This is a genomic window from Tepidibacillus infernus (assembly GCF_048898065.1).
GTDB classification, from domain to species: domain Bacteria; phylum Bacillota; class Bacilli; order Tepidibacillales; family Tepidibacillaceae; genus Tepidibacillus_B; species Tepidibacillus_B infernus.
Genome location: NZ_JBLWFI010000001.1, coordinates 1435595 through 1449074, shown reverse-complemented (window position 1 = coordinate 1449074; position 13480 = coordinate 1435595). Strand labels below are relative to the sequence as shown.

At 34.5% G+C, this 13480-nt stretch carries 13 protein-coding genes; 9 read left to right on the top strand and 4 right to left on the bottom strand.

Annotation, left to right across the window (positions count from 1 at the left end):
* Positions 1-120: 120 nt before the first annotated feature.
* From TEPIDINF_RS07310 to pdxA, 3 genes are all read left to right on the top strand, one after another.
* Positions 121-1068: a 2-keto-3-deoxygluconate permease gene (locus tag TEPIDINF_RS07310; RefSeq protein WP_421691650.1), complete on the top strand. Its 948-nt coding sequence runs from the start codon at positions 121-123 to the stop codon at positions 1066-1068.
* A gap of 136 nt (positions 1069-1204) precedes the next feature.
* Positions 1205-2506, top strand: a complete 1302-nt coding sequence (locus TEPIDINF_RS07305) for a four-carbon acid sugar kinase family protein (protein ID WP_421691649.1) — start codon at positions 1205-1207, stop codon at positions 2504-2506.
* On the top strand, positions 2499-3494 hold the full coding sequence (gene pdxA, locus TEPIDINF_RS07300; protein ID WP_421691648.1) for a 4-hydroxythreonine-4-phosphate dehydrogenase PdxA: 996 nt from the start codon (positions 2499-2501) through the stop codon (positions 3492-3494). Before TEPIDINF_RS07305 ends, pdxA begins: the two co-directional genes overlap by 8 nt.
* An 81-nt stretch (positions 3495-3575) precedes the next feature.
* Here pdxA and TEPIDINF_RS07295 read toward each other — a convergent pair whose 3' ends face one another.
* Positions 3576-4034: a hypothetical protein gene (locus TEPIDINF_RS07295; protein ID WP_421691647.1), complete on the bottom strand. Its 459-nt coding sequence runs from the start codon at positions 4032-4034 to the stop codon at positions 3576-3578.
* A gap of 196 nt (positions 4035-4230) precedes the next feature.
* On the opposite strand from TEPIDINF_RS07295, the gene TEPIDINF_RS07290 reads away from it, so the two are divergent.
* Positions 4231-4617, top strand: coding sequence for a hypothetical protein (locus TEPIDINF_RS07290; protein ID WP_068725218.1), 387 nt, complete (start codon positions 4231-4233; stop codon positions 4615-4617).
* A 107-nt stretch (positions 4618-4724) separates the two neighbouring features.
* Here TEPIDINF_RS07290 and TEPIDINF_RS07285 read toward each other — a convergent pair whose 3' ends face one another.
* Together TEPIDINF_RS07285 and TEPIDINF_RS07280 are read right to left on the bottom strand one after the other, a co-directional pair.
* On the bottom strand, positions 4725-6827 hold the full coding sequence (locus TEPIDINF_RS07285; RefSeq protein ID WP_421691646.1) for an ABC transporter ATP-binding protein: 2103 nt from the start codon (positions 6825-6827) through the stop codon (positions 4725-4727).
* Between the two features lie 15 nt (positions 6828-6842).
* On the bottom strand, positions 6843-8600 hold the full coding sequence (locus TEPIDINF_RS07280; protein WP_421691645.1) for an ABC transporter ATP-binding protein: 1758 nt from the start codon (positions 8598-8600) through the stop codon (positions 6843-6845).
* 189 nt (positions 8601-8789) lie between these two features.
* Between TEPIDINF_RS07280 and TEPIDINF_RS07275 the strand changes: the two genes are divergently transcribed.
* On the top strand, positions 8790-9131 hold the full coding sequence (locus TEPIDINF_RS07275; protein WP_235589083.1) for a DUF1294 domain-containing protein: 342 nt from the start codon (positions 8790-8792) through the stop codon (positions 9129-9131).
* A gap of 231 nt (positions 9132-9362) precedes the next feature.
* On the opposite strand, the gene TEPIDINF_RS07270 is transcribed toward TEPIDINF_RS07275, so the two are convergent.
* A complete protein-coding gene (locus TEPIDINF_RS07270; protein WP_068725211.1) occupies positions 9363-10262 on the bottom strand; it encodes a DUF1002 domain-containing protein in 900 nt (299 codons plus the stop codon).
* A gap of 279 nt (positions 10263-10541) precedes the next feature.
* Between TEPIDINF_RS07270 and TEPIDINF_RS07265 the strand changes: the two genes are divergently transcribed.
* The 4 genes from TEPIDINF_RS07265 to larE all read left to right on the top strand — a co-directional run bounded on the left by TEPIDINF_RS07265 (position 10542) and on the right by larE (position 13460).
* Positions 10542-10970 (top strand): Fur family transcriptional regulator, encoded by a 429-nt coding sequence (locus TEPIDINF_RS07265; protein WP_308789510.1) that lies wholly within the window; start codon positions 10542-10544, stop codon positions 10968-10970.
* A gap of 107 nt (positions 10971-11077) precedes the next feature.
* Positions 11078-11617: an RNA polymerase sigma factor gene (locus TEPIDINF_RS07260; RefSeq protein ID WP_161937311.1), complete on the top strand. Its 540-nt coding sequence runs from the start codon at positions 11078-11080 to the stop codon at positions 11615-11617.
* 13 nt (positions 11618-11630) lie between these two features.
* Positions 11631-12407, top strand: coding sequence for an anti-sigma factor family protein (locus tag TEPIDINF_RS07255; RefSeq protein WP_068725206.1), 777 nt, complete (start codon positions 11631-11633; stop codon positions 12405-12407).
* A gap of 243 nt (positions 12408-12650) precedes the next feature.
* Positions 12651-13460 (top strand): ATP-dependent sacrificial sulfur transferase LarE, encoded by an 810-nt coding sequence (gene larE, locus TEPIDINF_RS07250; protein WP_421691644.1) that lies wholly within the window; start codon positions 12651-12653, stop codon positions 13458-13460.
* The last annotated feature ends 20 nt before the right edge of the window (positions 13461-13480 follow it).

The window sequence follows — 13480 nt, the reverse complement described above, 5'->3', positions numbered from 1 at the left end:
TAATTATATAAAAGTATTGAAATTTAAAACAATATTGTTTAGTATAATAAATGTAATCGCTTTCTTTATTATTTATTTGTTGCAATATTAAACATATAAAATTAGAATGGAGGAGAGTCTATGAAAATTAAGGCGACTTTAGACAGAATTCCAGGAGGTATGATGGTTGTTCCTTTATTGTTGGCTGCAACGATCAATACTGTAGCGCCTAACTTACTGAGAATTGGTAATTTTACAGAACAATTATTTGTTAGTGGAGCAGGAACACTTATTGCATTATTCTTATTAACTGCTGGTGCCCAAATTGATGTCAAGAGCTTTGGAGTTAGTATTGCTAAAGGGACCACATTATTAGTGGTAAAGTGGTTAGTTGGTGCAGTAGTTGGTTTAATTGCTTATATGTTTGCTGGGGCTAATGGCTTATTTTTGGGTTTAGCACCCTTAGCTATTATTGCAGCTATGACCAATAGTAATGGTGGACTATATATGGCAATAGTTGGCCAATATGGTGAAAAAGATGACAAAGCAGCCTATTCTATATTAGCATTAAATGATGGTCCATTCTTAACAATGGTAGCGTTATCAATTTTTGGAGCCATGGGATTTGTTAATGGAATGTTTTCAATTGTTTCTTTTATTTCTGTTTTACTACCAATTGTCGTTGGGATGGTATTAGGTAACTTAGACCATGAAATGAGAGAGTTTTTAGGAAAAGGTAGCGATATGTTAATTCCATTCTTTGCTTTTGCATTAGGAATGGGAATTGATTTTGGGAAGATTATTGAGGGCGGATTATCAGGGATTTTATTAGGTTTAATGACTGTATTTTTAACAGGTACAGCCGGCTATTTTATATTTAAGATGTTTGGCTGGAATCCTATTGTAGGAGCTGCAGAAGGGTCTACAGCAGGTAACGCGGTTGCCACTCCTGCAGCAATAGCAGCAGCTAACGCTACATTTGCTTCAGTTGCAGATTTAGCAACAGTTCAAGTAGCTGCTTCAACCGTAACAACAGCGATCTTATTACCTATTTATATAGGTTTCTTAGTTAAATTAGCTAAAAAATGATATCTTCCCATTTTAAAAACGGGATTTTTAAACTGCTTATATTATTAAGGGGAAGCCCGTTTTATGGGCTTTTTCTATTCAATTTTATAATAGTTTAAAAGTTTTATTTGCTAGATTAAAGAAGGGGTGAGAAAAGATGTACTTTGTGATTATTGCAGATGATTTGACTGGTTCAAGTGATAGTGGTGTCCAATTTGCTAAAAAAGGATTAAAATCATCCGTTTTCTTTAATCTCAACCATCTAAATAAGTATCAAATAGATGCAGATGTTGTTATTATAGATACAGATTCACGAGGAATTTCAAAGGAAGAAGCTTATAATAAAGTTTTAGAAGCGAGCCGTCAATTACAAAAGCGCGATTTCAAATATCTTTATAAGAAAATTGATTCCACATTAAGAGGGAATATAGGTGCTGAAATCAATGCAATTTTAGATATTTACCCAAAAGATTTTGCTATTATAGCACCAGCTTATCCTTCAATAGGGCGGACCACATTAAATGGTAACCATTATTTAAATGGAACATTGATTCATCAAACGGAAATAGCAATGGACCCAAAAACACCAGTATTAGAATCTAATATAGAAAAATTATTAAAGTTGCAGACCAATCGTTTATCCGCAACGATTCAGCTAGAAGATTTAAGAAAAGGTGAGGCATATATTCATTCTTATTTGAAAAATTTAAAGGATAATGGAATTGAACTGCTTGTTATAGATATTCAAGAAGAAGAGGATTTACACAGGTTAACAAAGTATGTTCTAACTTCTGAATATGATGTATTGTGGGTAGGATCCGCAGGTTTAGCTGAGCACTTAAGCTTAAATTCAGAATTAAATAATCAACAAACAGACATGCAATTTTCCAAAAATAACGCTCCAGCCATTGTAGTTGCAGGAAGTATGTCACTGGTGACTAAGGAACAGATCGAGTATATGAAAGACATGGAAAACATTTCCTTTATAGAGCTTAATCCGATAGTTCTTTTTAATGAAACCTTAAAAAGGTATGAATTGGAACGATGCAAGACTACTCTTGTTAATGAAGTAATGAATGGAAGAGATGTAGTCTTATATGTGGGTACTCAACCTGAACAAATTGCTAAGGCAAGAGAAAATGGAATGAGAATAGGATTCAATCATATAGAGATAAGTAATTTTATTGCTAAATCTCTTGGTGAAATCATTGCAAGTGTAATTAATTATATCAATATTTCTGGTTTTGTCTTAACGGGTGGGGACACGGCAAAAGCAGTAAGTCGCCAAATTCAAGTTCAAGGAATGCAGTTATTTAAAGAAGTTGAAAATGGAATTCCACTTGGAAAATTAATTGGGAAATACGAGTTTCCGGTCGTCACCAAAGCAGGTGCATTTGGATCAAAAAAAGCTTTATTTAAAGCAATTAAATTATTAAAAGGAGATGCTAACGATGAGTAAATTACCAACTCTAGCAATTACAATGGGAGATGGTGCTGGGGTCGGACCAGAGATTATTATTAAAGCACTTTCTGATCAGTCTATATATGAAAGCTGTAAGCCTTTTGTAATTGGTGATACCAAACGATTAGAAAAGGTAAAAAGCATTTTGAAGAGTAACATTAGCATTAAGACCATAAAATTTTTAAACGAAGCAAAGTTTGAATTTGGAACCATTGATTGCTTGGATTTAGATTTATTACCTGAAGATCTTCCATTTGGTGAAGTAAACGCAATAGCTGGAGATGCAGCTTTTCGTTATTTAGAAAAAGCTATTCAACTAGCAAAGAATAAAGAAATAGATGGAGTAGTGACTGCACCTTTAAATAAAGAAGCTTTGCATAAAGGCGGTCACATTTATCCTGGTCATACTGAAATATTAGCGGAATTAACAAATACGAAGGACTATGCGATGATGTTATCTGCGCCAAAATTAAAAGTTATACATGTTACAACACATATTGGACTGATTGACGCAATTAAAAAAATTACACCTGAACGTGTTTATACTGTAATTAAGCTAGCTGATCAAACATTAAGGAAAGCAGGATATAGAAATCCAAAAATTGTAGTTTGTGGGATAAATCCCCATGCAGGAGAAAACGGGCTTTTTGGATATGGTGAAGAAGAAGAAAAATTAATTCCAGCTATCGAAAAAGCTAAAGAAGAAGGGATAAATGTTTATGGACCACTTCCAGCTGATACGGTGTTTTTCCGTGCCACACGAGGAGATTTTGATATTGTCGTAGCACAATATCATGATCAAGGACATGGTCCAATTAAAGTATTAGGATTAGAAAATGGGGTAAATATAACTGTAGGTTTGCCAATTATTCGAACAAGCGTAGATCACGGTACAGCTTTTGATATTGCAGGCAAAGGAATAGCTGATGAATTAAGTTTAATAGAAGCAATTAGTCAGGCAATTGAATTAGCACCAAAAGAGTAAAAATAAAAATCCCTTGAAATCACGTAATGTGATAATCAAGGGATTCCATATGTTTAAGGGTATGTCATTTTTAATGTAGTATTATTTTATCTCACCATGTACCCAACTGAACAAAGTTGCATGCTCTATTTCATCATGTTGAATGGAATAAAGGAGATCGCGAATGGTTTGGCAAAACACGGAAAGATACATCTCCTTGTAGAATTTAGCAGCTTCCACTTCATCAACAAAAGCCTTTTGAAGTCCATCATAAAAGTGTTGGAATTCTACCTTTTCTACCTGAATTTCTGGTTTTTGGCCAGTTAAGCGAATATATAATTGTGTTAATTGTTTATTGTGTATTTTTTCATCATCTAATGCCGTTTTGACACTGTATTTCGCCATTTCGGTTGGTGCCATGGTTAATAGTTGTTTATAAAATTGAATAGCCGCTCTCTCATCAGCAATCGCCTTTTTAAGATTTTTTAAAAACTGTGGAAAATCTTTAAAACGCAAGGACATCCAATCCATTTGTGGATATGGATACATTATTCTTTCCATCGGTTACATCCTCCTAGGCATTTCATTTTCCATATAGTCTATGGCCTAGCAAAAGAATTGGTTATTAAAACTAAAAAAATGGGCTTGTATCTATATATTTGTCTCGTTTCCAACAAGTTACTAGGTACAAAATCCTTTCTTTTTTATAAAATCAAAATGTATGAATGTGAACATAATGGAAGGGGAATTTTTACATATGACAAAAAGATGTGAATGTGGGGCGGAGATGGAGATCACTATCAGAACACTTTATTTTAACAAGAATGTAGAGATTAAACACGTACCAACCTATACTTGCCCAGTCTGTTCCCTAAATCAAGTGATGGATCAAGTAAAAAGCAAACTAAAAGAAACCATAAAAAAATTAGAGTCTTCAGAAAAGAAAAAGACTGTAAAATTTGATGAAGTCTCCGAATTTACTCAATTGATGATGATGGTGTACCAAGAACAAGAATTTTCATCTAATGGAACTATGCTACAGGAAGAAGTTCAACAGTTATTAGAGCAATATTTACTAGAAGAAACAAAAGAAGAATATTGGGAAAAACAAATACATAAAAAGATCGAGCGTTATGTTCAATAATTACTTTTGCGGGATCCTAATATGCAATGGAAAGTATGTATAAAAAAGGCCACCAAGTATATCACTTAGTGGCTAAGTTTATTTATTGAGTTATTTCATTTAGAAATCTATGATGTTGCCTTCATCTGTGTTTCTTTTTTTTGTTGTTCAAAGTCCTCTTTGTATTGAAGCTGATAAAGATTATAGTAAAGTCCACCTTGTGCAAGGAGTTCTTGGTGAGTTCCCATCTCACGAATTTTTCCTTTATGCAGGACGATAATTTTATCAGCATGTTGGATGGTTGATAGACGATGGGCAACGACAATCGTTGTACGTCCTTTAATTAACTTGTTTAATGCATCTTGGATTAAAAGTTCTGTTTCTGTATCAATATTTGCTGTTGCCTCATCTAAAATCAGAATGGATGGGTCAAAGGCTAGAGTTCTTGCAAAGGCCAATAATTGTCTTTGTCCTTGAGAAAGGGTAGACCCTCGTTCTTTTACTTCCTCATGATATTGGTTCGGTAATTTCTCAATAAAATGATGGGCATTCACATAGTTGGCCACTTGTTTGATTTCCTCGTCTGTTATATCTGGATTATTTAAGCGAATATTGGAGTTAATATCGCCTGCAAATAAGAAGACGTCTTGTAACACGACTCCAATTTGCTTTCTTAATTCGAATTTATCCATTTGACGAATATCTACACCATCAATTTTAATCGCGCCTTTTTGGATATCATAAAAGCGACCCAAAAGGTTAATGATTGAGCTTTTTCCTGCTCCAGTTGCACCTACAAAAGCGACCATTTCCCCAGGTTTAATCGTAAAGTTCACATCCCTTAAAACCCAATCCTCATCTTGATAGGCAAACCATACATGGTTAAATTCGATTTCACCCTTTATTTTGTCTAGGTGTATTGGGGTACTTGGATTAGGGATGGAATCTTTTTGATCAAGTAACTGGAAAATTCGTTCTGATGAGGCCATAGCTGATTGCATGATTGTATATTTTTCCGTTAAGTCATTGATCGGTTGGAAGAAACGACGTATATAATCAATAAAAGCATACAATACCCCGAACTCTACCGCTCCTTGAATTACATTTTTACCCCCAACCCAGAGTAAAAAGGTTAGAGAAATGGAATAGATAAAATCCATTGATGGGCGGAAGATTGCAGCTGTTTTCAATTCTTTCATATTGGCTTCGTAATGAGAAGTATTGATTTGATCAAATTGTTCAAATTGTTGTTTCTCACGTTTAAAAATATGAACCACACGCATACCTGATAAGTTCTCATTTAGGGTTGCATTGATTCTAGCAAGTCGTGTACGTACGATACGAAATGCATCTCTAGCTAACTTTTTATAAACAGTGGAAGATAAAATGATAAGGGGTAAAGCAATAAAACTGACCAATGCTAGTTTAATATTTAATTGCAGCATCACAATAATAATACCAATAAGAATAAAAACATCTTTAAACAAATTAACTAATACGTTGGAATACATATCGTTTAACGTTTCAGTATCGTTAGTGACCCTTGTTACGAGACGACCTACAGGATTTTTGTCAAAAAAAGATAAGGGTAATGTTTGAATATGAGAGAAAATTTCCTGCCTCATATTAAAAATAATCTTTTGACCTGTATATTGTAATAGATAGGTTTGAATATAGTTTAGAATAAAGCCTAGAACTAAAAATCCAAAGAAAATAGCACCAATTTTATAAAGGGAAGAAATATCTTTTTGCCTAAAAATCCGTAGATCTTCATCTGTTAAAGCTTTGGTTGGATACGTTTTGCCATTTTGAGTAAGGATTAGTTGACCATTTTCTTCTATCCATTGATAGGGTTGGTTTTTGGCAATAAACCCTTCTATTAAGTAATATTGATTTTTCTCTTCAATGATTTGATAACGTGGTAAGTGATCTACTTTTTCTTCCGTTAAATTTCTTTCCCGAACGAATTCTTTCCCTTGAAACAGCACCCCTTCTTTATTTGCTTTGCCTGGTTCAAAAGCAACCATTGGATCACTAATTGCATTGATATGATCATCTATCGCGATTTTGATTAAGTAAGGGCCAGCTAGATCAAGAACTGTAATGATCATGAGCAAGGTAATGGTCAGTATGATCAATAACCGGTAAGGTTTGGCATATTGAAGCAAACGTTTCATCAATCGATAATCATAAGCTTTGCCAATTGCTTCTTCTTCATGAATGTTTGACATTTCCTCACATCCTTCTTAAATCTGATTGGCAATCATCTCTTCTAGCAACTGTTTTTGGTATAGATCATAGTAGTGGCCTTGAAGCTCCATTAAATGGCCATGGGTTCCTCTTTCAACGATTTTTCCTTCATCTAGAACAATAATTTCATCCGCCTCTTTCAGTGTAGAGATCCGGTGAGCAATAATAATACTGGTTCGATTTTTCATCAATTCATGTAGTCGTTTTAAAATCGCTTCTTCTGTTTTTGTATCTACTGCAGATAAACTATCATCAAGGACTAAGATGCTAGGGTTCTTAATTAGCGCTCTTGCAATCGAAACTCTTTGTTTTTGGCCACCGGAAAGAGTAACTCCTCTTTCGCCAAGCAGTGTATCAAATTGGGCTGGAAAATCTTTGATATTATCTAACACTTGAGCATCATCAGCTGCTTTTTCGACTTGTTCTTGGGTATAATGATTTAATCCAAAACCAATATTTTCGCGGATCGTCGTCGAGAATAAGAAATTATCTTGTGGGACATAGCCGATATGTTGTCGTAATACTTCTAAAGGATAGGTTTTAATATCTCGCCCATCGATTTTGATCATTCCTGTACTAACGTCATATAACCTGACTAATAGATTGACAAGGGTTGTTTTGCCACTTCCTGTTTTCCCTACAATAGCAAGGGTTTTACCTTGAGGAATTCGGATATTGATATCAGAAAGCACTTCTTTAGTCGTACCAGGGTAGGTAAAAGAAAGATGGTTGAACTCAATTTCGCCTTGTATTGTTGTTAAATCTGGATCCACCAGTTGAGGATGATCAACGATTTCTGGCTCTGTGGCAAAAATTTCATTTAAACGGGACATAGAAGCAGATCCCCGTTGGAGAATGTTAATCACCCAACCAATTGCCATAATAGGCCATGTTAATAAGCCCAGGTAACTATTAAAAGCAACAAAATCACCTAATGTGATTTGTCGGTTGATGACAAGGATGCCTCCATAGGCTAGAACGATAAGAAAACTTAAACCTGAGATCAATTGAACCAGTGGGTTAAAAATCGCTTGGATTCTAACAAGCTCCATATTCTTATCTACATAATCTTGGTTGGCGTGTGTGAACTTTTTGATTTCTTCTTGTTCTTGGACAAAGGCTTTAATTACTCGAATTCCAGAAATATTTTCCTGTACATTTTCTGTTAAATGAGAAAATGATTCTTGTGCTTTACGAAAACGTTGGTGAATTAATTTTCCAAAATGGCTGGTTAACAACGCCATAAAAGGTAATGGAAGTAGAGCGATGATGGTTAATTTCACGGAAATGGTTTGAACCATCATAAAGATCGTTGCACTTAATAAAACCAAAGTATCAAAAATCATGACGATACCTGGGCCGGCAGCCATACGTACCGCATTAATATCATTGGTCGCATGAGCCATAAGGTCACCCACTTTATGGTGATTATAATAATTGGTAGATAACTTTTGGAAATGGGCAAATAAATCGCTTCGTAGTTTATATTCCAAAAACCTTGCTGTACCCATTACATACATTCTCCATAAATATCTGAACAGGAACATGAAAAAGGCAACAGCAATGATAGAAAGTCCATAAAGGATCATGCTTTTTGTTGTGATTGATTGATTTTTCAAATCATCTGTAAAGGCTCCCAAAATTTTAGGAAGAATAAGCTGAAGAACGTCGACTGCTATTAACCAAACGATTCCAATGATATAACGCCATTTGTGTTTGATAAAAAAGTCTTTTAAGGTTAGAAAATGTTTCATGCAAGCCACCTCTGAGAAAATTTCGCCATACGAAATAATAATAACATAAAACAAATAAAAAAAGGCCAACAAAGTACCAAAAAGTACAAGTTATGTCTGATTTCATCTAAAGATTTTATGATACAATACACACAGTATGAAAACTATCTAAGAAATAGCTTTAATGAAGAGTGAAGAGAGGATAAGAAAATGAAGAAAAACAGATTATGGATATGGGGAATTCCTTTAATTTTTATGGTTTTGATGTTAATAACATATCAGTTTCAGCAACAAAAATGGCTGATGATCTTAATCATTATATTCAATCTTCTTTCCTATTTTGTCTTTGGTTATGACAAGAATAAGGCAAGAAGGGGTAAGTGGCGAATACCAGAACAGCTATTCTTTGTTTGGGCTTTTTTTGGAGGTGCTATAGGGATCTTTGCGGGTATGCGTACTTTTCACCACAAAACCTTACACCCATCATTTAAATATGGAATTCCCATCCTTGTGTTGGTTAATATCTTATTGTATAGATGGATTTTTTATTAGTAATGATCGTGTCATATGAAAGTGTTACATAGTTTCCTCTAAAACTGTAGACATTAAATAATGACTATTCATTAGGGGAGGAATTACATTGAAGCCTCATATCATGCGTAAGTCAGAATTTTTGTCTTACAAAGGATCACGGTATGGTGATTATTTCCACGAGTAAAGCGATCTTTTTTCTATTAGAAAAACTCCTTTTAAAAGGAGTTTTCTTGTCTTCTCTTATTGGTTTTAGCCTAACCAGGACAGAATTTTATCGATTAGATTCTTAATGAAATTTAATAATTCTCTGAAGAAGGATTTAGCTTCTGGATTGTTTTGGACAAAGTTTTGAAAACCTGTCTTTATTTGGTCTAATCGTTGACTCACTAAATCCCAATCGATATTGGCATTTTGCAGCTTTCGAAGTAACGAGATTAAGGAATTTAATTCGTCACCGGTTAATTGGATATTTAAATCCTGAGCAACTTGCTCAATTAAAGCCCTTAATTCTGCATCAGATAATTTTGCTGATTGCTTAGCCAGCTCTTCCTTAATGCGTTTCATAAATTCAACTGCTTTTTCTTTGTCGCCAATTTGATCGGCCAATTGAGCAGTTCTAACCATTTCTTCGTTGGCTACTTTTTTTACATCTTCATTAATTTCTTTGCCTGTGGCTTGTTCAAAAGCTTTAATAATCCCAGTTAAAGCAGCAGTACCAGAAACAGGAAAGGGTGCAGTTACCTTTATTTCTGCATCAGAGATACCCGCGGTTGTTAATGCACTTATATACATCTCATTGGTAACCCATGTGATATTGTTGCTATCAATGGTTAATCCTGAACCTGATTCTCCAAAGGTAATCATTGACGAAGAGATCGCTTTGGAACCAATCACCTTTGCAGGAAGCGTATCACCTAGATATTGGTGTTCTTCTTGATTAGTTACTTCAACAATTGGTACGTCTTGTGCGGCCTCAAACTGCTGAAGTATTTGATCTCTTTGGGTTTTACTTAAATCTTTTCCTAATGTAATGATTTGACTGCCTGCCATCGAATCTGCAAAAACAGGGTTGATACTAACAAATAAAAATATGGAAATGAACATGATTAAACTTAATTTTAATTTAAATTTGTTTTTTATTTTAATCATTCTTGATCCCTCCATTTTAACATTATAAACCAATTTTTTAAGATTTAGTACAAGATAGGTTTTTTTATTCATTATTAAATAACAATTCGTGAATAAGAGGAAATATAAATGGGTAGAAGACGAAATCGCAATAAAATCGTAGTACCTGAAGCAAGGCGAGCATTAGCAAAGAAACGATAGCCGTGATTTGACGAAAAGGAGAGAAAACCCTATACTGTATTTGAAATAGAGAGTGTTATACTTTCTTCCTTTTTTAAAAAGGGTTTGTGGAATGGAGGGATGGTTTTGAAGGTTAATGAGATTATGCAAATTCTCAAGGAACAAGGGTATAAACTAACAGAACAAAGAAAAGAAATCATTGAAACGATTTTTAAACAAAACCGTTATGTATCAGCAAAGGAAATCTTAAATGAAGTTCAAGACCGATTCCCTGGCGTTAGTTTTGATACCATATATCGAAACCTATCCATTCTTTCAGATCTAGATCTACTAGAAGAAACCCAATTTGAAGGGGAAGCAAAATACAGAGTTACTTGTATCGAGGATCATCACCATCATTTAGTTTGCACAAAATGTGGGCAAACCTCGGTATTACCTGAGTGTCCAATGGATTTATTACAAGGTTTAGCAGGTGACTTTAGAGTCACTGGGCATAAGTTCGAGATTTATGGATTATGCAAAGAATGTCAACAGGGAAAAAATACCTGAAACTTTTTAGGACATGTTACGTTACTCTAAATATAGAGAAAAATATCAATACATTTACCATAAATTTACCATATAAAAATTTAAAGGGTAGAAATGGGTTGAGGAATATGAATAGTAATCAATATACAATTGAGCATAAAACAGGGAAAAAAGATGAATTTCTAGAGCGGATCCTTGAACACAGCCGCTATTTATACCATTTGGCTTATCGGTTAACCGGTAATCAAGAAGATGCTGAAGATTTGACGCAAGAGACCATGTGGCAGGCTCATCGTAAATCGGACAAGTATGTTTACGAAAAGTCTTTAAAAGCTTGGCTTAGAATGATGATGACAAACCGATTTAGAGATAAAGTTAGAAAGAAAAGTTTAAAAGTGGTGGCAATTGAAGATCAAGTACTCTCACCAACTCAAGTAAGCCAATATACACCATCTGTTGAGGAACAAGTAGAACAAAAATTAGCTCTTGAAAAAGTAAAAAATGAGATAGAACAGCTCCCTGATATTTATCGCAATGTACTAATATTGCGCCATTTTGAAGGATATAGTTATAGTGAAATTAGTGAAGCGCTGCAAATTCCCGAAGGTACGGTAAAAACACAACTGTTTAGAGCAAGAAAAATGCTAAAAAGCAGACTTTCAAATTAAGGGAGTAATGCCTATGCCTATGTCTTGTGGTCGCTATGAACGTTTAATTCAGGATTATGTTGATCAAACCATTAGTGAAGGGGAAAAAAGGGAATTAAATGAACATATAAAGTATTGTGATCATTGTAGAGAAGATCTGCAAGATATGGTAAAAATGGTTTCATTGATGGAAGACATCTCTTTTATACAAGAGGAAAAAGGGAAAAAAAGAGCAAGAAGGATAACTTATAAATGTATCACTGCTTGTTTTGCTGTATTTAGTGCATTTTTCTTGGTTGTATATGATCCTTTAGGTATCGGTTTGATGAATTTTAAAGGAAATCTTCCTGTTTATCGAAATTATGTCTTTGCAGATGATACGGAGCAGTTACCGATTCCATTAGAAAACCCTGAAGTTATTTTACTTCGACCTAAGAGTAGAGGTATGGTGTTATTACGAACCCATCGAAGTAACGAGCACGGGGAGCATCAATATATTGATGTAACCTGGGTTTATCCTAGTGCCTATAGTCAAATTCCAACATTTAAAACGGTTTTTCCCTCTGATCATTATGTTTTTGTTGATGTTCCCGATAAAAAAACTCTTATGGAAATCATGACTTTTATTACTGGTTCTAAAATTGAATTTGATGAAGAGAATATTCAATTTCCTACCTCTGTAGCTCTTGTACAAGAGGAAGGACATTCTACTTTTAAAGCCTTTCAATTTCCTAAAAGTAAGGATAAGGTTAGCCGATTATTTGAACACTTTACAGAAGTCTCATATCAACAACCATTGCAACTACAATAATGAATCTTCACCAATGAAATGTTTGGTGAAGATTTTTTAAAAAGATAAAAAAGTATAACTTTTTTCCACTTGTCATTTAAGGGTTTGTATATTCCATAAGCTGCGACCTTCAGAAGTGCCCTTCTCTCCGTAATCTTTATTCATAGAAGGGCACGGATGACGGAGCGCGATGGAATATACAAACCTTTTTTATGGAAAGGAAAGTTTTGTGTTAAAATGTTGTACAGAGAGAGGTTAGGAGGGATGAAGGTGCTGCAAGATAAATACATAAAGCTTCAAAAAATTTTAAGTGAACTTGAAAGCGTGGTTGTCGCCTTTTCAGGTGGAGTTGACTCTACATTATTGTTAAAAGTTGCAATAGATGTTTTAGGATCTGATAAAGTAATAGCTGTTACTACGGATTCAGAGTCTTACCCATCTAGTGAGCTGGTATTAGCAAAACAAACTGCTAAAAAAATAGGGGCAAAACATATTGTGATTGAAACATCTGAGTTGGCAATCCCTGGATATAAAGAAAATACCAAAAATCGTTGTTATTTCTGCAAAAAAGGATTATTTGAAGAATTAGCACCGATTCAATTAAAACATGGGTTTAAACACATCGTTTTTGGTTTAATTGCTGATGATACGAATGACTATAGGCCAGGAGTAAAGGCAGCAAAAGAGCATGGGGTCAGAGCCCCACTTCAAGAAGCAGGATTATTTAAAGGGGAGATTAGGGAATTATCCAAGCAACTTGAATTAGAAACATGGGATAAGCCTTCTTCTGCCTGTCTATCTTCTCGGATTGCTTATGGAGAAGAAATAACGGTGAAAAAGCTAACAAGGGTGGAACAATCTGAAGAATATTTAAAGAGACTAGGTTTTCGTCAAGTGAGGGTTCGTACACATGGCGATATCGCGAGAATTGAGGTTGAGCCAGATAAACTAAGTAAGATCGTGGAGATGCATCAAGAAATTGCTTCGAAGTTACATTCATTTGGATTTGATTATGTAACAGCAGATTTAGAAGGGTTTAGAAGTGGAAGCATGAACAAACTTTTACAAAGATAGTAGCGGGTTTGTATATTCCA